Origin of the sequence: Oxynema aestuarii AP17, assembly GCF_012295525.1 — a bacterium.
Taxonomy (GTDB): domain Bacteria; phylum Cyanobacteriota; class Cyanobacteriia; order Cyanobacteriales; family Laspinemataceae; genus Oxynema; species Oxynema aestuarii.
On record NZ_CP051167.1, the window covers coordinates 224,722 to 246,975 of the forward strand.

At 51.1% G+C, this 22,254-nt stretch carries 14 protein-coding genes; 6 read left to right on the plus strand and 8 right to left on the minus strand.

All coding sequences use genetic code 11. The features are described from left to right. The first annotated feature begins 71 nt into the window (after nt 1-71). A complete protein-coding gene (locus HCG48_RS00980) occupies nt 72-4,346 on the plus strand; it encodes a helicase domain-containing protein (RefSeq protein WP_210437137.1) in 4,275 nt (1,424 codons plus the stop codon). Between the two features lie 128 nt (nt 4,347-4,474). Here the strand turns inward: HCG48_RS00980 and HCG48_RS00985 are convergent, their stop codons facing one another. The 5 genes from HCG48_RS00985 to HCG48_RS01005 all read right to left on the minus strand — a co-directional run bounded on the left by HCG48_RS00985 (nt 4,475) and on the right by HCG48_RS01005 (nt 9,632). Then, entirely contained in the window at nt 4,475-5,086 is a 612-nt protein-coding gene (locus tag HCG48_RS00985; RefSeq protein WP_168567493.1) for a peptidoglycan-binding domain-containing protein, read from the minus strand. A 193-nt stretch (nt 5,087-5,279) separates the two neighbouring features. Further along, nucleotides 5,280-6,311, minus strand: a complete 1,032-nt coding sequence (locus HCG48_RS00990) for a RusA family crossover junction endodeoxyribonuclease (RefSeq protein ID WP_168567494.1) — start codon at nt 6,309-6,311, stop codon at nt 5,280-5,282. A 128-nt stretch (nt 6,312-6,439) separates the two neighbouring features. Continuing rightward, nucleotides 6,440-8,278: an ATP-dependent zinc metalloprotease FtsH3 gene (gene ftsH3, locus HCG48_RS00995; protein WP_168567495.1), complete on the minus strand. Its 1,839-nt coding sequence runs from the start codon at nt 8,276-8,278 to the stop codon at nt 6,440-6,442. A gap of 109 nt (nt 8,279-8,387) precedes the next feature. Beyond that, on the minus strand, nt 8,388-8,552 hold the full coding sequence (locus HCG48_RS01000) for a hypothetical protein (protein WP_168567496.1): 165 nt from the start codon (nt 8,550-8,552) through the stop codon (nt 8,388-8,390). Continuing rightward, on the minus strand, nt 8,553-9,632 hold the full coding sequence (locus HCG48_RS01005) for a diguanylate cyclase (protein ID WP_168567497.1): 1,080 nt from the start codon (nt 9,630-9,632) through the stop codon (nt 8,553-8,555). 24 nt (nt 9,633-9,656) lie between these two features. Between HCG48_RS01005 and HCG48_RS01010 the strand changes: the two genes are divergently transcribed. Beyond that, nucleotides 9,657-9,950: a hypothetical protein gene (locus tag HCG48_RS01010; protein ID WP_168567498.1), complete on the plus strand. Its 294-nt coding sequence runs from the start codon at nt 9,657-9,659 to the stop codon at nt 9,948-9,950. Between the two features lie 363 nt (nt 9,951-10,313). Here HCG48_RS01010 and HCG48_RS01015 read toward each other — a convergent pair whose 3' ends face one another. Next, nucleotides 10,314-10,739, minus strand: a complete 426-nt coding sequence (locus tag HCG48_RS01015; protein ID WP_168567499.1) for a DUF1963 domain-containing protein — start codon at nt 10,737-10,739, stop codon at nt 10,314-10,316. Between the two features lie 383 nt (nt 10,740-11,122). Between HCG48_RS01015 and HCG48_RS25660 the strand changes: the two genes are divergently transcribed. Beyond that, nucleotides 11,123-11,689 (plus strand): DUF5666 domain-containing protein, encoded by a 567-nt coding sequence (locus tag HCG48_RS25660; RefSeq protein WP_210437138.1) that lies wholly within the window; start codon nt 11,123-11,125, stop codon nt 11,687-11,689. A 138-nt stretch (nt 11,690-11,827) separates the two neighbouring features. On the opposite strand, the gene HCG48_RS01025 is transcribed toward HCG48_RS25660, so the two are convergent. Continuing rightward, nucleotides 11,828-14,269, minus strand: a complete 2,442-nt coding sequence (locus HCG48_RS01025; protein ID WP_168567500.1) for an SLBB domain-containing protein — start codon at nt 14,267-14,269, stop codon at nt 11,828-11,830. A 98-nt stretch (nt 14,270-14,367) separates the two neighbouring features. Here HCG48_RS01025 and HCG48_RS01030 point away from each other — a divergent pair, with 98 nt between their 5' ends. The 3 genes from HCG48_RS01030 to HCG48_RS01040 all read left to right on the plus strand — a co-directional run bounded on the left by HCG48_RS01030 (nt 14,368) and on the right by HCG48_RS01040 (nt 21,291). Continuing rightward, complete coding sequence (locus tag HCG48_RS01030; RefSeq protein WP_168567501.1) at nt 14,368-14,712, plus strand: nucleoside triphosphate pyrophosphohydrolase; 345 nt, start codon at nt 14,368-14,370, stop codon at nt 14,710-14,712. A gap of 18 nt (nt 14,713-14,730) precedes the next feature. Then, nucleotides 14,731-18,195 carry a CHAT domain-containing tetratricopeptide repeat protein gene (locus tag HCG48_RS01035; RefSeq protein ID WP_168567502.1) on the plus strand — a complete coding sequence of 1,155 codons (3,465 nt, stop codon included), beginning with the start codon at nt 14,731-14,733 and terminating at the stop codon, nt 18,193-18,195. A gap of 231 nt (nt 18,196-18,426) precedes the next feature. After that, the gene (locus HCG48_RS01040) at nt 18,427-21,291 is read left to right on the plus strand and encodes a CHAT domain-containing protein (protein WP_246259814.1); all 2,865 of its coding nucleotides are present in this window, start codon (nt 18,427-18,429) and stop codon (nt 21,289-21,291) included. 304 nt (nt 21,292-21,595) lie between these two features. Here HCG48_RS01040 and HCG48_RS01045 read toward each other — a convergent pair whose 3' ends face one another. Then, nucleotides 21,596-22,252, minus strand: coding sequence for a sigma-70 family RNA polymerase sigma factor (locus HCG48_RS01045; RefSeq protein WP_168567503.1), 657 nt, complete (start codon nt 22,250-22,252; stop codon nt 21,596-21,598). Between the last annotated feature and the right edge of the window lie 2 nt (nt 22,253-22,254).

The window sequence follows — 22,254 nt, forward strand, 5'->3', positions numbered from 1 at the left end:
CAGCTTATTTTATGTAACCATAAAATAAGACAAAACAACCCCGCAATTCTACTATAAGAGGAGATTGCCAAGTGTACATATATATTACGCCTCGCTTTAGAGACAAACAAGAGCTTTATTCACTCCACAGACCAATAGAACGACTGATCGAAGATAGTCAAAAGGCAGATGAAACCTTTGTGAAAACCAATTTATTTCAAACCCTGCGATCGTCTTACTTAAGAAAAGACCACAGGCGTTATCGATTCATCGGATCGATCCAACAAGTTGAACAAGAAAAGATTTTGTGTCTTTTAGAGATTTTCGACCACGATCGAGACTACAGACAATTTTCAGATCGATTGAGAGACACCGGAAAAACAGACTTAGAAGACCTTCTCGATCCTGAAGAGCTGAAAAAAGCAATAGAAGCGCAAAAAGCATCTAACCTTCCCTCATTTCGTTGGCGCGTTCCTCCGGATATGCAACCTTGGTTAGAACTCCCTGCTTGGGGGATAGATGCCAACGATTTAGTCATTTATGAAAGTGAAGAATGGGTCACCCGATTTAGAAAACCAAAGATTAAAGATTATTGGCAAACCTACTATCAACTGATTGGTGATATCGCTCAAAACAGCGATATTGGCGAATCTTTACCTGGATGGCCTCAAGTTAGGATGTATGGTGAAAGCCAAAGTATTGTTTACAGTCAAATTTTGACTACAGATACTCCCCCCAGGCATATTTTATTTTTAATTGCACCCTTTGAAAATCTACCTGCTGAAGCAGACATCTTGCAGTTAGGTCGTAAAAATAAATTTTATGAAAGTGCAAGCGATAATCTATTTAGTGGCGAAGTTCCTATTGAGAAGTTAACTGTTTTTGCCCAGCGCTCTTATCCGGATTACTTATTAGCTGACGATAAATGCTGGCTGGAGATCGAACGGGAAGAAGAAGCGAATCTAGCCCTTTCCGCAGAAGAAATGCTGCTTTTAGAGTCCGTGTCTAGTTTGACAACCGATCGTTCTTCTTTACCAATTTTTATTAATGGTCGAGCCGGGAGTGGCAAATCTACGATGCTGCTTTATCTATTTTCTGACTATTGCCACCGCAAATATTATAACTCTCAGCAAACAGAGCTTTCAGGAGATCCTTTATTTTTAACCTATAACGAGCGGTTGCTCGAAGTTGCAAAAAAAGGTGTACAAAAACTCTTAGTGTCTCACCATCGTTTTCAGTCAGAACGCACGACCGACGATCCGATCCCCGATGTCAGTTCCTTTTTTAAGCCGTTCCAGAAATTTTTAATAGAACTGCTTCCCTTAGAGTATCAAAGAGAGTTTTCTGCTGAAAACTATATTTCTTTCTTTCGATTTAAGAAATTATATGAAAATAATTGTCGGTTACCTCAAGCCAAAAAATGGAATGCAGAGATTTGCTGGCATGTGATTAGAAGCTTTATTAAGGGATATCGACTAGAAGGAGAAATTTCACCGTCCGACTATCAAACCACAGAAATTGTCAATCGCCGCGATCGCACGATAGAAATTAGTGACTATCAAGAAATTTACGAAACCATTTGGGAGCGATGGTATAAATCTACGGCGCAAGAGCATCAATATTGGGACGATCAGGATTTAATCAGAAAAGTTCTAGAACTCGATTCTTATGAATCGGATTATGCGGCTATTTTTTGTGATGAAGCTCAAGATTTCACGCGGATCGAACTACAGCTCATTATGAAGTTGTGGAAGCTTTCCCAATACGATTTACAAAGAATGCCAATTTTTTCGCTGCCGTTTGCATTTGCCGGAGATCCTTTACAAACGTTGAATCCCACGGGATTTCGGTGGTCTACAGTTAAAGCGGCTTTTCATGAAGCAATTCTGAACGAACTGGAACTAGAGATCGACCTCAACCTCAAAGAATTAGAATTTAATTATCGTTCAAGTCCTCCGATTGTCCGGTTTACCAACTTAATTCAATTTTGGCGTAGCATTATTTTTAATCTACCGGATTTGAAGCCTCAGAAAGAATGGAGAAAGGTAGATTTTCCCGATCCCCAAAAATTCATCTTAGATCGCCAAATTTCTTTGCAGCAGTTCAAAGAATACGTGAAAGACACGATTATCATCGTTCCCTGTGAAGAAGGGGAAGAAAATGAATTCGTGCAAAATGATGAAATCCTCAGTCAAATTTTTGTAGATATTGGAGAGGGAGAACCCGTTAAAAATATTTTGAGTGCGATCGCCGCTAAAGGATTGGAATTCAAAAAAGTAATTCTCTACAAGTTTGGAGAAGCGTGCAACCCGCAAATTTGGAATCAAGATACAGTCAGCGATTGTCCCATTGAGTTTGAATATTTTTTCAATAAATTGTATGTCGCCGCCAGTCGTGCAATGGAGCGCTTATTTATTATTGATTCCGAAGTAGGGGATGCTCAACTCTGGAGGTATGCGAGCAGTCAAAGCGAACTCGATCGATTTTCGAGCCATTCGAGCAATAGAGAACTTTGGAAAAATGCCATTCAATTATTAAGTAGTGGCGGCGTAACGACGATTACAGATATTTCCGAAGACAATCCGCTTTTAATTGCCCAAGAATTTGAAACGAAAGGTTTAAATTCACAAAATCCAAGATTACTCAAACGAGCTAAACAGTACTATAGTTCAGTGGGAGAAAGTCAAAAAGCGGATTGGTGCGAAGCTTTAGCCTTACAATTTGAAGAGCGCTTTCGTGAAGCCGGACGAGCTTTTGTCAATCAATGTGAATACGAACGTGCATGGGATTGTTTTTGGGAAGGGATGTGTTGGGATGATTTGCTCGATTTAAGCGATCGCCACGATTACTATAAAGATCGTCTAGCGGTAAATTTAGCCGAGTTTATGGTGGATCGCGCGCGAACCGATCGCACTCTTTTAAAGTTTAATGAGTTTTTAGAAAAATGTATTGTTCAAAAACATATTGGGTCTCCTTTTTTACCGCAATGGAAAACAGCGATCGCCGAATTTAAGTCTCGCATTGCCAAGATCGATCCAGGATCTTTTACCCGAGAACAATGGTTGAAACTGGGTTCTACTTTTAGCGAATTAGATCGATGGGGATATTCATCGATGTTGCGAGCGGCGGGAGAAGCATTTTTTAAAGCGCAAGACTATCACAAAGCTGAAGATTGTTTGGCCAATGGTAACGCCACCGAAATTCCTCAGTATTATTTATCCCAAGCTGAAATCAATCCTTTCCCCGAAAAGATAGAATGGTTGGCGAAAGCAGGTGCGATCGATCGCATCGTTCGAGCATGGGAAGAAGCGGGAAAACCGACGAAGATGCAACCTGCTTCCTTAAAAGCTGTTGCCTCGGCTTTAGAAAAGGAAAAGCAATACACCTGTGCTTTGCGTTTATATATTGAACTAGACGAACTTGAGAAGGTCAAAGAATGCTTTGCTCAGAGTCAAACTGAAGGGGATGAAAAACTGGAGATTCTTGGGGCTTTAGTGACCTATTTAATCGAGCGTAATCAGTGGATTGAGGCGATCGCAGAAATTGACCGAGAGTTCTCGACAATCGCCGGATCCGAAACGCAAAAATTACGGCTAAAGTGCGATATCGTGCGCGCTATTGCTTACTCGGATTTAACCTCCATCGATATGAATGTGGAGAACCGCCAACGATACGAACAATTCATGGAGCAAATTTTAAGTCAGAACGATTGGGAATTCCATCTTTCCATGCAACAGATCGGTTCTGCGCTTGAAAGAATTGGGGGATTGGTTGCTACCCTAAAGTTCTACGAGCGATTTATTGGGGATTTAGCTACAGATCTCAAAGAATTTGCCCGACAACGTTGGATTGTCACGAAAAGAAAGCAAGCCGATTATTTTGCCAATCAAGGGCAGGTTTATCGCGCTGACGATATTCGGTATGACTTGGAAAATCGGTTACGCGAGTGGGGGATTAATCCCACAATTAAATTTCCTTTTTATCCGTCATTGCCTAAATATAATAACGATCGCGACGATCGCGTACAAGTTGACGGGTTATCTGCTGATATCGATCTTCAACGTCTTGATAATGGAAATATTAAGTTTAACGTTGGCGATCTCGAAATTAAAACGCTGGGGACGGCAGAAAATCGCTTGTTTGCAATTGAAGATCAAACGACGTTCGATAATTTCAAGTTTCACTTACAAAAGCGCCAACGAAGCGGGGATGCTAAGGTTCGAGAAAAGCATCCAAGTCGTCAAGATCGATGGGGCTTGGAAGTCATCGATAGTGGCTATGAGGTCGAGATCGATTTTACGCAAGAGCGCCCGACGATCGAACTCACTTTAAAGGCGATCGACGCCAAAATTCTGCTGTCATTTTAAGGGAACGAGTAGGGAGATCGCACTACTGTATCCGTCCCTCAATTTTTCTCAATTGTTTGAAAAACGGTATAACCCGTCCATTAGATCCAATCGAAACAGGGAGGCGATCGCCTCCCTTGCGGGTCGCTTTACAAACCCGTGAGATTTCTCAGGGTCGTGTGAGTTTTTAAGCCGACCACGCCATCGACTTTCAAACCGCGATCGCGCTGAAATTGGGAAACGGCTTTTTCCGTTTCCGCGTCAAACACGCCATCCATATTGCGATAGTCGAAATACTTGAGCGAACTCAACTGACGTTGAACCCGCAACACCGTGGCGCCGCGATCGCCGCGTCTGACCGTGGGTTGGGTGTCCGGTTCGGGGGTGGCGGGATAGGTCGCTTGCAAGGCGGCTTCCGTTTGGGAACCGACGACGCCATCTTCTTTCAAGCCATTTTGCCGTTGAAAATGCTTGACGGCACTGGTGGTATAGTCGCCGTAATATCCGGTGGCGTCGGCTTGGAAATAACCGAGTTCTTGCAAGCGCTTTTGAATTTGAGTGACCTTGGCGCCGTAATCGCCGTCTTTGAGTAGGGCGAATGCGGGAGCGATCGCCCCAAACAAAGAGAGGGCAATCCCCAAAGGCAAGATCGATCGCAGCGATCGCCGTCTGACTTGGCGCCAGTTCACCTTGACGGGTTCGGGGGCGGGTAAGGGTTCGTCGTAAGCTTGAGCCAGATGGATAAATGCTAAAGAGTCCATTGCCGTTGCTGTCGTGTTATCTCATTAAGATCTAATCACGATTTTAGGAGCGATCGCCCTATGTACCGATCGTCTAGTTAGAGAAATTTGCAAATTTCAATGTTTTTCAAGACTTCGGGAGGGAGTTTGTGGAAATCTCCACAAAAACCCCAATCCCTCAAATCCGCCACGGTGCAGCGATCGCCCGCCGTCGTCACCGACTCGGAGGTAAAGGCTTGATATCGATCTGCACTCCGGTTTGCGAGTCCGGGACGTGGCGCCAGCAGCCGTAAGGCAAATGCTTGAGACTGTCCGAAGGCAACACCCCCGCGCCGACCAGACTGTCGAGAATCGATCCGGCGAGATTGTCGCCATCACCGCGATGTTTGCCGTGCAGGACCACCTGAACCGCCGCCTGTTGGATCGGCAATTGTGGTTGGGGATGCATTTGCTGCAACTGCATCAAAATTTCCCCTTCGGCCCGCAGTCGCCACTGACGGTAAGGCTTGGGTAAATAGGTGCCGTTGGCGGTCACCCGAGGACGGGCTTTGGGGCTGACTCGTCCGGGAATCCAGAAACTGAACACCTCCGAAGTTTTGGGGCGATCGGAGCGTTTCGCTGGGGTCGGTTTCGCCGAGGTTGGGGGCGCTACCGGGTCTTTGGCGTCAAATGGTTGAGAACGATCGCTCGGATCGACGGGTTTAAGCACGGGTTCGGCCATGATAGCAGTAGGTGAGTGTAAATCACCTTTCTTTTCGTCCCCGGACCCGTCCGGTTTTTGGGAGGCGGGCGATCGCCCGGGGGGCAACGAGGGCGCCTGTTCCAACCCCGGCCATCCTCGGGCGATCGCGATATAGGTTTGAGCGGTGTTTTCAGAAATCTGGCACGACTCGGCGAGCCAAACCGACCAGCGATCCGGCGGTAACTGGGCTTGAGCGCGAACCAAGCAAGCTCCCGCATCGTGGGCTTGGAGCAGACCGAAATCGATCGCCGCCTGACATTGACGATGAGCCTGACGAATCCGCTCCGCCAATCGCTCCAAAGGGGATAAATTCGGCTCGGTCGCAGCACTCGACGAGGGATCGCCCGCCTGTTGCGTGGGCGTAGCGTTCGCATCGAGAGAGTTGAGTGTAGAAAGGGAAGGCATAAAAAATAGCGCTCGAATCAGGCAATCGGACAATGAACTTGACATTTCCGGCGGAAGCCGCCAAAAGCTATCGGCGATCGTAACCTGTTGGCGACCCATTCAAAAAAAATGGGGTCAGTTCTCGCTTCGATCCGAACTGACCCGTCTGTTTGATTTCAAAGGGGAAGGGCTGACGGCTCGGCGCGATCGCCCCGGGCGCCAGCCTTCCCGAACGGTTACAATCGCACTTAGGCGATCGCCGCCATTTTGACGTCGGAGGTTTCGAGAATTTCCTGTAACTCTTCCGCGTCCACGGTTTCTTTCTCGATCAGCATTTGCGCGAGGCGATCGAGAACCGCTTTGTTGCTGACGAGAACCTCTTTCGCCCGACGGTAAGCTTGATCGACCAAGTTCCGGACTTCGTCGTCAATCGCCGCCGCCGTTTCTTCGGAGAAATCCCGTTCCGCCATGATGTCGCGACCGAGGAACATATTCCCCTGCTGGCGACCGAGGGCGACCGGGCCGAGGCGATCGCTCATTCCGAAGCGGGTCACCATCTGGCGCGCCACCCGAGCCACCTGCTGCAAGTCGTTCGAGGCGCCCGTGGTTACTTCTTCTTCGCCGAAGATAATTTCTTCCGCAATCCGACCGCCGAGGGCGACCGCCATCTGATTTTGGAGGTAAGCGCGGCTGTAAAGGCCCGAATCCATGCGGTCTTCACTCGGAGTGAACCAGGTCAACCCCCCTGCACGACCGCGCGGGATGATGCTGATTTTCTGTACTGGATCGTAATCCGGCATCAAGGCGCCCACGAGGGCGTGTCCGGCTTCGTGATAGGCGACGAGGGTTTTGCGTTTTTCGCTCATCACCCGGTCTTTTTTCTCCGGTCCGGCGAGGACGCGATCGATGGCGTCGTTGATTTCGTCCATCGAGATTTCGCTCAAGTTGCGACGGGCCGCTAAAATTGCAGCTTCGTTCAACAAGTTGGACAAGTCCGCCCCGGTGAACCCGGGAGTCCGACGGGCGATTTTTTCGAGATCGACGTCTTTGGCGAGGGTTTTGCCTCGGGCGTGAACTTTGAGGATTTCGAGGCGTCCGGCGTAGTCGGGGCGATCGACCACCACTTGGCGATCGAATCGACCGGGACGCAATAAGGCGGCGTCGAGAACGTCGGGACGGTTGGTAGCGGCGATGATGATAATTCCGGTGTTGCCCTCGAAGCCGTCCATTTCGGTCAGCAACTGGTTGAGGGTTTGTTCCCGTTCGTCGTTCCCGCCGCCGAGACCCGCACCCCGTTGGCGACCCACGGCGTCGATTTCATCGATGAAGACGATGCAAGGGGCGTTGTTTTTGGCTTGCTCGAACAAGTCGCGCACCCGAGAGGCACCGACCCCGACGAACATTTCCACGAATTCCGAACCGGAAATGCTGAAGAAGGGGACTCCTGCTTCTCCGGCGACGGCTTTGGCTAACAGGGTTTTCCCGGTTCCCGGAGGGCCGACGAGCAGAACGCCTTTGGGGATTTTGGCGCCGACGGCGGTAAAGCGATCGGCGTTTTTGAGGAAGTCCACTACTTCGCTCAGTTCGAGTTTGGCTTGTTCGATTCCGGCGACGTCGCCAAAGGTGACTTGGGTTTGCGGTTCCATCTGCACGCGAGCTTTGGATTTGCCAAAGTTCATCGCTTGGGAACCCGGACCGCTTTGGGCGCGGCGCAGGAGGAAGAACAGACCGACGAGCAGTAAGATCGGGAAGAACAGGCTGCTGAGGGCTTTGAACAAGAAGCCATCGTCGCTTTGGGGGACGACTTCGATGTTGACGTTGTTTTGGGTCAGGATGTCGATCAGGTCGGGATCTGGTGGCAGGTTGACCATGACTTTGCTGCCGTCGGCGACTTGCACTAAGGCTTTGGCGCGATCGGCACTGATACTGACTTTTTCAACGGCGTTATTTTCTACTTTTTGAATAAATTGACTGTAGCGCCACGTTTCGCGGGTTTGCGGCTGTTTGTCAAAGAAAGCGGTCGCCAAGGCGATGACGACGATCGCTAGTAGCACATATAGTCCGGCGTTTCTCCACCGTTTATTCACCGATATTCCTCCTGGATTACTGAATCTAGGGCGTTTGGGAGTGCCTTTTATTTTAACTGTTAATTAATGTTAACACTATTTTCATTTAGCCGGGGTGGGGGTGCTATAGTTACGGATTTAACGGGCAGGAAAAAGACGGGCGGCGATCGCGGAAGTTATTACGGGGGCAGGGTTGGAGCGATTTATGAGAGAGGGGCGATCGCCGCCCTTGCGGTTCGGGAATTGGCGCCACTGCACCGGAGCGCGTCCCGGTCGAATGCCTGCCGGGTGTCACTTAAGCGTCGCGAGCTAGGTCGTAGCATGTGTCGCAGACCACCACGCGATCGCGCCCTCGTTCTTTCGCTCGGTAGAGCGCTCCATCCGCCGCCGCAATCAGATCTTCCGGAGAAGAGGCCGAACTCGGCACTTGACTGGCGACCCCGACGCTGAGGGTGACGACCCCAGGGGGAACGCAACCGCCATGAGTGATATCGAGTGCCTTGACCCGCGATCTCAACTGTTGCGCCACCGCGAATGCCCCGTCGAGATCGGTGTTCGGCAGGATCGCCGCAAATTCTTCGCCGCCGTAACGAGCCATTAAATCCGTACTGCGACGCACGCCATGACGCAAGGTTTGGGCGACGGTCTGCAAGCAGCAATCTCCCGCTTGATGGCCGTAAGTATCGTTGTAAGACTTAAACCAATCGATATCGCACAGAATTAAGGCTAATGGTTGTCTTTCCCGAGCCATCCGCCACCATTCTTGTTGCAGATATTCGTCAAATTTGCGGCGATTGGCGAGTTGGGTCAGTCCGTCCAAACTTGCCTGACGTTTTAATTCTCGATTCGCCGTCTCTAATTGTTGGTAGAGGTTGTTGAGTAACTCCGTCGCCAGTTGATGAATTTGGGCGTGGGCTAATAGGAGTTGATGCACGTCAATTAAACGGTAGTCGTTCGCTGCCATTTCGACCACCAGGGGTTCGTAGAGTAAATGGGGCGATCGGTGCAAAACCGCTTGCGCTGCCATGACAATCGTCATGGAACTGGGCAAACAGAGAACGTCACTGTGAGCGAAACGATAGAGGCTTTTAACCGGGCGTTTGAAAAACAGTTCGAGTCCGTAAGGACGGCTGAGATGCTCGAAAAAGCGACGGCGAGATATCATCCCTTCAAATTGGCCGTTATCTAATAAAACCACGCCGGGAAGTAGGGGATTGCGATCGAAGGCTTCGGCGATTTCTTTGCCCAACCGATGGGATTCGACCTGGAATTGATAGAGGGACAATTCGCGGACGGTGGATTCTAAATGGAAGGTGGGCGTGCGAAATCGGGAAAATGACGCACGAGACAAGTCCGGGGTAGAGAGACTCAACATGCAGATCCTCAATGAAATGGATGAGTGGAAGTCAGGAAATCGAGCTACAGTTTTCCCCACGGCTTCGATCGCATTTCCAGGGTTGAGGTCGTGCAAACTTTTGTAAAAACTATCGCCAATCTACCGACCCGCAGCTCGTTTGAGGCGATCGCTCGGGGGCTGGCTACTGCCCAACTCAAAGATGCTCAATCATGCAAAATGTTGGCACAACTCTTGACTTCCATAATAATCGATCTCCTCTGGATTTTAAAAGAATACCCCCGCGATCGAGCGGTCTTTAAAAATCATCAATATTTCTTAAATAAAATCACGAAATGACTCTCGGTTAATCAATTGAGGTTAATCTAACCTTAATTTTTTCTTAAAGTTATTCCGTTGTTAATCGACGATCTTGCGATCGCCAGCATCGAGTCAAACATAGAAATTCAACGGGCGATCGCTCCCGAAATTCTTAAATTTTGTGCAGATAATGAATGATTTGAAGTTTTCAAATAAAACAATCTAGTGAAACAACCGAACCGTTCTCAAACCTCGTTAATCTCTCAACAGCGATCGATTTATTCATGAACTCACGTTTTTAGATCTCTGTAGTTCTCTGCGATCGATTTATATATAGATAACATTTATGGGCTGTGAAATTTATCAATAGCGAGGTTAACCTGTAAAATTGAGAGTCTCGATTCACTCATTTAAACTGTCATCCCAGTAAAAATAGGAATCCACCAACAGAACTCGGACTTCACCCACGGTCAAATCGGGATTAAATTCCGCAAGCGGCTTTCTCCTAATACGATAATAATCACAATTCGCAATAAAAAACTGAAGAATCCCCTGCTTTGGAAATGGCTCCAGAGGTGGCGCTTCAGCAAAATTAATCTGAATCAACAGATGCAAATATTCCCCTTCTGGTGTCTGAGGATAGCTCATTCCTTTGGGCAAATACGGTAAGTCAGCCCGACTGATTTGCTCTCCGGGAAACTTGCTACTCCACCAGGTTAAACTGTCGTCGGGAACCAGTTCAATACCAACATAGGGTTTGATGGTTGCTTCGATGCGATCGCGATAGGGTGCTAGGATTGGCGGTAAGGGGTGTTTGAGGTTGCTCATGTGATGATTGAAAACAGTTAGTTTTACGACGTTCCATACCGCGATCGCTGGCTTCAAGAATTTATAAGAATGGTGCGTTCCCAAAATTTATCGGTGGGATAGTAGGAGTTGAAGTGGGGACGGCACCCTACAAGATCGGCGATCGTACTACATCGTGACTGACGATCTTTTAGTCTGTGGTTTGCCTCCATTTCATCTGTTTTTTGATGCTAACGGGCAAATATGACCAACAAATGACAGAGAATATTTCTGCTCGACGGTAGGACTCATACAGACAAATTTTTGGATTGATGTAGATATAAATAAATGAAAGCCGTCAATCTGAATCCGGCTGTAGAGTGCTACAATTTGAGGCATTTACATTACCGAGTGGAAGGGTTTTTATGAAACTATTGGTTGGGCCTGTCCTGATGCTAATGGGCTTAGTTGGTTGTACGAGTGCTGCACAGATGCACAATGGTACTCTGACAGGCACTGTAGAGCGGGTCTGGGAAGATGGGTTCAGCATCAATACGGGCGATCGCACCGTCAATGTGGATAGCTCGGATGTGTGTGGCGACAACACTCAGCAAAGCGTATCGGTCGGTGATGAACTCACTGTAGAAGGGGAATTTGATGATGGCGAGTTTGATGCTGCAAGCATGACCAGTCCTAGCGGCGAAGATATTTGCTCTGCCCCTGAGCAAACCCAGAGTTCCGCCACTGAGCAAACCCAGGAATCTGCCATAACAGGCACTGTAGAGCGGGTCTGGGAGGATGGATTCAGCATCAATACGGGCGATCGCACCGTCAATGTGGATAGCTGGGATGTGTGTGGCGACAACACTCAGCAAAGCGTATCGGTCGGTGATGAACTCACTGTAGAAGGGGAATTTGATGATGGCGAGTTTGATGCCTCAGCCATTACGAACACCAATGGCGAGAATATTTGTTCAGCAGCATCTAGCTGATGCCGTGATAGGTGTGTCAGAGTCAGGGATAGGGATCCTCGCAATTTTCAAGGCGATCGGGGACGAAGCGGATCCCCCTAAATGCCCCTTTTTAAAGGGCGTTCACGAAAATCCGCCGTGGAAAAATGCAATATCCGTTTACTGCAAAATCCTCAAGAAATTAAAAATCGAGAAGAAACTGCCAATCGGTCGGGCGACTTCTCCTACCGTATCGGTGACCTTCGCCAAGCCGGAGCGATCGACGACGATCGCATCGTTATTGCGTAAAATAGGGTTCGTGTCATCATTGGGACTGGCGTTCAAATCCACCTCGACATTGCGACGGGAGACCGTTCCATTCGCATTGAGACGAATCAACTCCACTTCCCCGGTACTGGCGCGATTGCTAAAACCACCTGCAGCTAATAACGCTTGATTGAGTGGGGTATTGGGCGGAATTTCCACCAATCCCGGTTGGGCCACTTCACCGACGACATTGACGTTAATGCGATCGGGCGAAAAACTTGCCGATGCTAATTCCGTCGCTTCCGCCGCCGTCAACGCCGTGGCTTTGGGAATCACGATCGTATCCCCGGGTTGCAACGCCACGTCTTGGCTGACATCTCCCGCCTGCAACAGTTGCCACAAATCTACCGGAATCCGTTGTTGACTCCCTTCCCGGGTGCGTCGCAACACCTCGATCGCCCGAACGTTCGCCGATAGGGTAATTCCGCCCGCTTCTTCGATCGCCTGGGTAATCGTCGGTAAGTTACTTCCGCCGCCACTCCCGGGATTTTTCCCCACAATCGTATGGGTTCCGGGACGGGCCACTTCGCCGACGATCGCAATATTAATCGGTTTAGCCGGATCGGCGGCAAAACTGGCATCGGCAATTAACGCCGCATCTTCCGGACTCGTATAACGCGCCGTGGGAACGACAATCGTATCCCCTTGTTGTAAAATCACGTCCTGACGCAAGTTTCCGGCGCGCAACAACAACCACAAATTCACCGCGATGACCTGTTCGCCGCCGCTTTTCGTCGGTCGCCGGATCTGCACGTTACCCAAATCTGCGGATTGGGTAATCCCTCCCGCCGTTTTCAACGCTTGGGTAATCGTCGGAAAGGCGGTGGTTCCGTCGGAATTGCTGCCTTCTCCCTGAACGATATGAGTTCCGGGACGGGTGACTTCCCCAACCACGGCAATTTTTAACGATTGGGGCGTATCCGCCGCGAAACTCGCCGTCGCCAGTTGGGAGGCTTCCCCGGGATCTGCGTATTCCGCCGTGGGGATAAAAATACTGTCGCCGTCGCGCAGGGCCAAGTCTTGGGACAGATTGCCCCCTTGGAGGAGATCCCAGAGGTTGACCGTGACAATTTGGCTGCGTCCGCGATCTTCACTGCGGCGAATTTGCACTTGTCGCAGGTTGGCGGTTTGGGTAATCCCCCCTGCCATTTCGATCGCCTGGGTCACGGTGGGATATTGGGGACTATCTTCGAGAGAAATGCTGTAAGACCCGGGACGGCTGACTTCTCCGGCGATCGCCACCCGTAAGGGTCGCGGTTTGGCGAGGGTCACCGTCATCACGGGTTGGCGGATGTAATAGGCATATTTCCCGGCGATCGCATCGGTCGCTTCGTCGATGGTCATCCCTTCAATTTGGACTTTCCCGATTAACGGTAAATTCACCGTTCCATCGGCTAACACTAAGGTTTCGCCGTTATATTCCGGCGCGGTCAACACGTCGAGGCGGATGCGATCGCCCGATCCTAATGTATAAGTTTCAAAAACATTCTGTACGGGGGCAAAATTGCTCGGCGTCGAAGCGGGAGGCGGTGGCGGTGCGGTTTGGGGCGGCGCTGGCGGCGGACTGGCGGCGGTTTCCGTCAGGCGCGGCAACGTGCGATCGGCTACGGGTCGATTGTCCAGTCGTCCCGTTATCACTAACGCCCGATATACTAACGCGGCAATATCGGCGCGGCTGGCGATTTGGTTGGGGCTGAGGTTGGGAATATTAGGATTGGTGGTAATTAATTCGTTATCTAACGCCGCCATCACACTCTCGCGCGCGTAATCGGGAATTTCCGAGGCATCTTGAAAGGCATTGTTTAAAATCGTGCGATCGGAACGGCGCACGGATAAATTCAAGCCGTTGACTAAAGACACCAAAACTTGAACCCGCGAGATTTTTTGATCCGGTCGGAAATCGCGGTCGTATTTCCCCAAAAAGCCGGATTCGTAAGCAAATTGAATCGCTTCTCGCCCCCAGTGATTGGGCGGAACGTCGGCAAATTCGATGCTATAACGGCCACCCCCAGTTGCAAACGCCCGTTGCAGAACTGCCGCAAATTCGGCGCGGGTCACGGCGGCGTTCGGCTGAAAGCGCCCGTCGGGAAAGCCACTCATGATCTCGCGTTCGACTAAAGCGAGGATGAAGCTTTGCGCCCAGTGATTTTCGAGATCGTTAAAACGGTTGACTTGGGCGCTATTGGCGATGGTGGGGGCGTCGCGGCGATCGCCTGAAGATGCGATCGCCGTGGTGGAGATGCATTGAGTGGCAAAGGCCGCTAGAGTTAAAAGGGATAAAGTTTGAAGTCGCATAGATATCGACGCTGAGCCAGGACGGGAGAGTTTCGCTATCTACAAATACTTGGATTGTATTCGTCATCGGGAAGAAGGTATCTACGCAAAGCTATTTTATGAAAAAATACTATAACAAACTAGTGCGCGATCGCATTCCAGAAATCATCCATAATGCAGGCAATACCTGCGAAACAATGCGTCTCAATCCTGAAGACTACCGCCAAGCTTTAAAACAGAAGATCCTCGAAGAAGCCCGGGAAATTGCAGACGCCCGACCGGAAGAATTGTTAACTGAAATCGCCGATTTATACGAAGCGATCGACGCCCTTTTAGCAGCCCACGGGCGATCGCGAGAAGAGGCGATCGCCCTCCAAGAACGCCGACGCCAGGAACGCGGGGGATTCGAGGAACAAATTCAGCTCGTCTGGGTCGAACGTCACTCGCCGCCAGAATCAATATAACGCCTTCATCCCCAAAAAATGAAACCTGCAATGAAACGATCGCCGCTTCCCTTTTCCCCGACGTTCCTGTTTCGATTAGCAACAATCGCCGCCAGCGCGTTACTCGGCGTCCGGGGACTCCCCGAACCCTTACTCGCCGTTGTACCCCCCGAGAACGGGACGAACTTCGCACAAAAAACCGCGCAAACCAGCGACGCAGACGACGCCACCCCCCTAGGGGAAGGAATAACCACGGGAACGATCGCCCCCGGAGCAACGGAATTATATAAAGTAGCTCTCGACGCTCAAGAATATATAAAATTGGCGGTCGGCGGACCGGAAATCGAGATCGAGCTTCAATTAATGGCGTCCGACGGAACGGCGATCGCCCCAATCCATACCGAGACCACCGCAGACGGCCACGTTCTCGAAGCGATCGCCCCTTCTACAGGCACCTACACCCTAGAAATTACGGCGATCGCGGCCACTGGGGAAGCGAGTGAATATCAAGTGAGACTTATCGAACGGCGATCGGCCACGGAAGCCGACCGCGATCGTCTCACTTATATTCAGTTCGTCCGTGAAGGGATGGAGTTATTCGAGCGGGCGACCCTCGAATCTTACCGGGAGGCGATCGCCAAGTGGGAAGCGGCGATCGTCCTGGCGGAACGCCTCGGCGATCGCCTCGGACAAGGCTTACTAGTTCAAGGAATTGGCAAAGTTTACCACGAAATCGGCGAAATTGATACAGCTTTAACTTATTACCAAAAAGCTTTAGAAATAAGACAAGAAATCGGAGATTTATCGGGAACCGCCCAAAGTTTAAATAATATCGGCGCCATTTATTGGTTTCGCGGAGACTACCAGCGTGCCTTGGAAAACCTCGAACGATCGCTACCTTTATATCAGCAAGTAGAAAATACTTGGGGAGAAGCAGAAGTTTTAAATAATATCGGTCAAATTTATGCAGATTTACGAGAGAGCGATCGCGCTTTAGAGTATTTGAATCGAGGGCTAGCACTGCGGCAAGAATTAGGCGATCGTCGGGGAGAAGGCTCGACGCTCAACAATATCGCCGGGGTCTACAGTCATCTCGGCGAAAATGAAACTGCATTAGACTATTACCAACAGGCGTTAGCGATTCGACGAGAAATTCAAGACCCGCAAGGAATTGCCAATACGCTGACGAATTTAGCGGTATTTTATGCCATACAAGGTAAGCTTCAAAAAGCTTTAGATCTGTACGAACAAGTCTTGCAATTGCAACAGACGATCGGCGATCGCCTCGGCGAGACGGTGACCTATATCAATCTCGGTCAAACTTATCTAGACTTGGGCGATCGCGAGCGCGCTTTGGCGTTATTCGAGCGCGCCTTACCGATGACCGAAACCACAGGTTATCTAGTGGGAAAAGGAGCAATACTCAACAATATTGCGGGAATTTATGCCAATGAGAATCAGCGCGATCGCGCTTTATCTCTGTACCGAGAAGCATTGGCGATCGCTCGTCAAATCGGCGATCGCGCGGAAGAAGCGAACATTCTCGGCAATATCGGCAGCCAATATTTAAACCAACAAAAGTTAGAGCAAGCTTTAGACTATTACCAGCAAGGACTAAGTTTAGCTCGTGAAGTGAGCGATCGGCAAATAATTGCTATTTTAACTGCCAATTTAGGGACGACTTATCAAAATTTAGGTCAGTGGGACAAGGCGCGGCAAAATTTTAACCAAGCCTTGGAAATCAATCGCCAACTCGGGAATTTTGGCAAAGCGACCTTCGTATTATTTGGATTGGCCACTTTAGATCGACAGCAAGGGGATCTCGAAATGGCTTTAGAACGAATTGAAGAAGCATTGAACGAGATTGAGGACGTGCGATCGCAAGTTAATTCCGAACAGTTACGAAGCCTATTTTTTGCCGAAAAGCAGGATTATTACGAACTCTATATCGATATCCTTATGGAACTGCACCAGCGCCATCCGGACAAAGGGTACGATATCAAAGCCTTTGAAGCCAGTGAAGCGGCGCGCGCCCGTTCCTTGTTAGAAATTCTCAATGAAACCCAAGCCGATATCCGCGCCGGAGTCGATCCGCAATTGCTCGATCGCGAAACAGAAATTAAAGCCCAACTCGACGCCCGGGAACGACAACGGATCGAACTACTGGCCCTCGGCGACCCCCGCCAACAGGTCGGAAAAATTGAAAGTGAGATCGCCCGTCTGTTAGAAGAATACAACGCCGTTCTCGCCGATATTCGCGCCAATTCTCCCCGTTATGCCGCGTTGACCCAACCGCAACCGCTCTCTCTCGAACAAATTCAACGGGAAGTGCTAGACGACGAGACGATCTTGCTCGAATATTTTCTGGGAGGGGCCCGCAGTTACCTGTGGGTGGTGACGAACGATCGCATTGCGAGTTACGAACTGGCGTCACGGGAAACGATCGAACAGCAAGCCCGTATATTTAGCCAAGCACTCACCGATCCGCGTTATCGCTTCAATACCGAACGCATTCAAGGGGTGGGAGCTGAATTAAGTGAGACGATTCTCGCACCGGTGGCCGAGGAGTTGGGCGATCGCCGCTTGCTCGTCGTCGGCGACGGCGCCTTGCAATACGTCCCCTTCGCCGCTTTGCCCCATCCGAACCGAACGGGCGATCGCTTCGCGACGCCTCCGGCGTATCGCCCGGTCTTGTTAATCGAAGAACACGAAATCGTGACGTTGCCCTCGGCGTCTACGTTAGCGCTGTTGCGGCGCGACTTTGGCGGACGGGCGATCGCCCCGAAACGGCTGGCAATTTTTGCCGATCCCGTCTTTAGTGCGACCGACGAGCGCGTCGTTACCGGAAGGCGCCCCACTGTAGAAGAGGATAACTCGTTAACCACCGCTTTGTTAGAGCGATCGGCCCGCATGGCTGGGGTCGATTTTGCCCGCCTTCCCTACACGCGATCGGAAGCGGAGGCGATTTTAAGCCTGGTTGCGCCGAACCAACGAGAAGCGGCCTTTGATTTTGAGGTCAATAAAAACAGTGCCACGAGCGATCGCCTCAGTCAATACCAAATCATTCATTTTGCCACTCACGGCATTCTCAACAGCGAACAACCGGAGTTATCGGGATTAGTCCTCTCCCTGGTCGAACCCGATGGCGACGTCCAAAATGGCTTTTTGCGCTTGCACGAAGTGTACAACCTCAATTTACAAGCTGAATTAGTGGTGTTGAGTGCCTGTGAAACCGGACTCGGACGGCAAATCCGGGGAGAAGGAATCGTCGGTTTGACGCGCGGTTTCATGTATGCGGGGGCGAAACGGGTCGCAGTGTCGTTGTGGAGTGTGGACGACCGGGCGACTGCGGACCTGATGGTGCGATTTTACCGTCAAATGTTAGGCGGCGATCGCGCTCCCGCCGCCGCGTTACGGGCCGCCCAATTAGAATTATTAAACAGCGAGGAATGGCGATCGCCCTACTACTGGGCAGCATTCGGGATTCAAGGAGAATGGAGGTAGGGAGTCGGTCTCGCGCGCATCCGATCGCCTTTCCCCTGCCGATTCCCTCAATCTCAACTCTCAACTCTCAACTCTAAAACCCCCCACCACCCGTGGGAACTGGGGAATAACTGCTATCTTCATTGTTTGGGAGGGTTATCCATGGGGTGGCTTGAATTCTTGTAAAGAGGGATATCGACCCCCTCGGGCTGGGGTTGTCCGTCGCATCCATAAGTTAATTAATCATATAAAATGAAGCGCTTTTCTACTATTCTGTTGACCGCTTATTCCCGAAATCGGGGGCATTCAAGCTTTGGAAGCGCGGGCGGTTTCCGTCAAGGCGCGATCGCCGTTAGCTTATGCTTGGGCTTGTCCGGACTGATGCCGATCGCCCTTCCGGTGTTCGCCAGACCCGCCCCGCCGTCGGAGGCGATCGAGGAAACGCCACAAGCGGCAGCCCAGCGTCTTTTTGACGAAGGGATGGCACTGTTTCAAGAAGGAAGCGAAGCATCGCGGCGGCGGGCGTTACAGAAGTGGAAACAGGCGCGGAATTTGTATCGCCAAGCGGGAGATCGGGCCAAAGAAGCCTATACCTTAACGGCGTTAGCATTTATCTATCAAGGGTTGGGAGAGCGCGATCGCGAATTGGCGGCGTACCGAGACGCTTTACCGATTTATCGCCAACTCGGCGATCGGAGCGGTCAAGCGGATATCTTAATCAAAATGGGGTTAGTATATTCGCGCTGGCGGGATAACGAGAAAGCCCTCGACGCTTTTAACGAAGCCCTTCCCCTCTGGCGCGAACTCGGCGATACCCAAGGGGAAGCGATTACCCTGACCGAACTCGGGGTGGTCTACGACGCCCTCGGGGAATACCAACAAGCCCTCGACGCTTACGATCGCGCCTTATCCCTGTGGCGAGACCTCGGGGACCCCCAAGGGGAAGCGACGACCTTAAATAATATCGGTTTTATTTACGACGCCCTGGGACAGTACGATCGCGCCTTGGAAGCGTACAACCGGGCTTTACCGCTCTACCAGGAAGTGGAAGATCGAGCGGGAATGGCGCGCACTCTCAACAATATCGGCTTATTTTACGACGCGGCGAAACAATACGAACGCGCCCTGGATTATTTCGATCGCGCTTTACCGTTGTGGGACGCGGTGGGGGATCTGTCGGGAACGGCGACGACGTTGAATAATATTGGGTTTGTTTATGCCAATTCGGAACAATTGGAGCCTGCGTTAGAGGCTTACCAGCGCGCTTTGGGTCTGTGGACGCGATCGGGGGACGTCAAAGGGGAAGCGAGTACGTTGAGCAATATCGGTTTTGTCTACGCGCAGATGGGGAAAGCCGATCGTGCTTTGGATTATTACAATCGGGCCTTACCGATGCGGCGGGCCGTGGGCGATCGCGCCAAAGAAGCGCTCACGTTGTATCGAATCGCCTCGGTGCGGCGCGATCGGGGCGAATTGGAACGGGCGAAACGGGAGATCGAAACCGCGTTGCAAATTGTCGAAGATTTGCGAACCAAAGTCACCAGCCAAGAATTGCGGGCGTCCTTCTTCGCCTCGAAGCAAGATTATTACGAGTTTTACATCGACCTGCTGATGCAGATGCACTCCCAAGCGCCCGGGCAAGGATTTGACGCCCTCGCCTTGCAAGCGAGCGAACGGGCTCGGGCTCGGTCTTTACTCGACATCCTCAACGAAGCTGGGGCAGATATTCGTCAAGGGGTCGATCCGCAGTTGCTCGAACGGGAACGGGCGATCGAAACCGAACTGGCGAGTTTGGAAGAACGGCGCATCCAACTGCTCGGCGGCGAACATAGTCCCGAACAAGCGGCCCAACTTGAGGAGGAGATCGATCGCTTAGTGCGTCAATATCGCCAAGTCCAAGCGGACATCCGCGCCACTTCGCCGCGTTATGCGGCCCTGACCCAGCCCCAACCTCTGAATTTGGCGCAAATTCAAGCCCAGGTTCTCGACGAGGAGTCGTTGTTATTGTCCTATTCTTTGGGCAAAGAGCGCAGTTTTTTATGGGCCGTGACCTCGGACGGGATCGAGAGTTACGAACTGCCCCCTCGGGCGGAAATAGACGCGGCTGCGCGGGCGTTTCGCAATGCCTTGATTACGCCGAGTATGCGGATTCGCAAGCAGAAAGCGGCGCAAATTGCGGCACAGTTGAGCGAGTTGGTGTTGGCTCCGGTGCGCGATCGCCTCGAAGACCGTCGCCTGTTAATTGTTGCCGATGGGGCGTTGCAGTACGTACCGTTTTCGGCCCTGCCGATCCGCGCCAATGAGGGCGCCTCCGAGGAAGTGGTGCCGTTAGTGGTGGAACACGAACTCGTGACCCTGCCTTCCGCATCGGCGATCGCGGTTTTGCGCCGAGAAATTGACGGACGCCCCCCAGCGCCCAAAACCCTCGCGGTATTTGCCGATCCGGTGTTCAGCGCCAAGGACGAGCGCCTCGATGCTTCCTCGAATGCGTCGAATTCGCTCAAACAAAACAGCTCCGGTTTACCCGGTCCGCTTCAGTTCAACCGTCTCCCGTTTACCCGGGACGAAGCGGAAAAAATCCTCGCCCTCGTTCCGCCTTCCGAACAAACGAAAGCGTTCGGACTGGCGGCGAACCGCGATAAGGCGACTTCGGAAGAACTCAGCCAGTACCAGATCGTTCACTACGCCACTCACGGGATTCTCGACAGCAGCAATCCGGAGTTATCCGGTTTGGTCTTTTCTCTGGTGGACGAACGGGGCAAACCTCAAAATGGTTTCGTCCGCCTCCACGATATTTTTAATCTCGATTTACCCGCCCAATTGGTGGTGTTGAGTGCGTGCGAAACCGGGCTCGGGCAGAATATTCGCGGCGAGGGTTTGGTCGGTTTGACCCGAGGGTTCATGTATGCGGGGGCGGCGCGGGTGGTGGTCAGTTTGTGGAGTGTGGACGACGAAGCTACTTCGTTGTTGATGGTGGATTTTTATCGCGGGATGTTGCAAGAAGGGTTAAGTGCGGCGGCGGCCCTGCGACAGGCTCAAATCGCCATGTGGCAACGGCAGCAGTGGGAGGCGCCGTATTATTGGGCGGCGTTTACGGTGCAAGGGGAATGGCATTAGGTGCCGTTGTCGTGATTGAAGTTGTACGGCGATCGCCCGGTGTCAAGTAAATGTTGTAATTTTTTACAAAGTCTGTTACATTTATTTACAAAGCAACCCGACGACGACCCCCTCAAGGAATCGTCCGGATGGGGGGAATTGAAGTTGCTAAATAACAAAATCAATCAAAAAAGCACGATATTTTAGATTTTTCTCTCTCTCTTAAGTCAAGACCTCGATTCGCACTAGCTTGGGCTATAAGCTAGTGCTTTTTATTGGGCTTTGATTGGGCTTTGGATGGGGCGATCGCCGCCACGGCGGGGGTTCAGGACTGCTGCATCGCTTCTCGGTCGGGCGCCGCCGCACCTTTGCGCTTCAAATAAATCGTGCGGATATCGATAGGCAGCAAATTTTCCAAACGGTGATAGCCCTCGTCGAGCAAAGCGCGCACGTCAGCCGGGGAGAGGGTTTCGCCTTCCGCTTGCAGGTAAGCGCCGATCCGAGTTTCGCTCCAATGAAACGTTTGGGCCATCAATACGGTCAGGCGCAAAATTGGCGGCAGTTGGTCCAGGGTTTGTTCGAGATAGCACCACAACGGCGGGGGCGCCGCCTCCAGGGAATAGTGGATCGACTCCACCGGGGGAACCTGGATGCGTTGCAAACATAAGGCAGTCGTTTCGATCAGCCAGGTTTGTAACGTAAAACCGGGAGTACGTTCCTGCGCGGCGCGCAAATCGAGACCGCGAAGTTCGTGGAAAATATGGCGCCAGGTCAACGCAAAGAGGTAATCGCCTTGAACCGGGGATTTAGCTTGATGTTGGATCAGGGTGTAAACGAGGGTGTGGTAGCGGCAAAAAATGGCGACGAAGTATTTGCCTTCATCCGGGTGGATTTGAAACAGATTGAGCAATTCGCGATCGCTGTAGTGAAACAGCGCTTTGACCAGGGAGTGGTTGCATTCAGGAAAATTAGGCGGTTGCACGG

What these genes read in the sequence shown, in the direction of transcription:
- HCG48_RS00985 (WP_168567493.1), bottom strand. Translation starts at nt 5,086, where the DNA reads ATGGACTCTTTAGCATTTATCCATCTGGCTCAAGCTTACGACGAACCC.
- HCG48_RS00990 (WP_168567494.1), bottom strand. Translation starts at nt 6,311, where the DNA reads ATGGGTCGCCAACAGGTTACGATCGCCGATAGCTTTTGGCGGCTTCCG.
- HCG48_RS01005 (WP_168567497.1), bottom strand. Translation starts at nt 9,632, where the DNA reads ATGTTGAGTCTCTCTACCCCGGACTTGTCTCGTGCGTCATTTTCCCGA.
- HCG48_RS01015 (WP_168567499.1), bottom strand. Translation starts at nt 10,739, where the DNA reads ATGAGCAACCTCAAACACCCCTTACCGCCAATCCTAGCACCCTATCGC.
- HCG48_RS25660 (WP_210437138.1), top strand. Translation starts at nt 11,123, where the DNA reads ATGAAACTATTGGTTGGGCCTGTCCTGATGCTAATGGGCTTAGTTGGT.
- HCG48_RS01025 (WP_168567500.1), bottom strand. Translation starts at nt 14,269, where the DNA reads ATGCGACTTCAAACTTTATCCCTTTTAACTCTAGCGGCCTTTGCCACT.
- HCG48_RS01030 (WP_168567501.1), top strand. Translation starts at nt 14,368, where the DNA reads ATGAAAAAATACTATAACAAACTAGTGCGCGATCGCATTCCAGAAATC.
- HCG48_RS01035 (WP_168567502.1), top strand. Translation starts at nt 14,731, where the DNA reads ATGAAACCTGCAATGAAACGATCGCCGCTTCCCTTTTCCCCGACGTTC.
- HCG48_RS01040 (WP_246259814.1), top strand. Translation starts at nt 18,427, where the DNA reads ATGAAGCGCTTTTCTACTATTCTGTTGACCGCTTATTCCCGAAATCGG.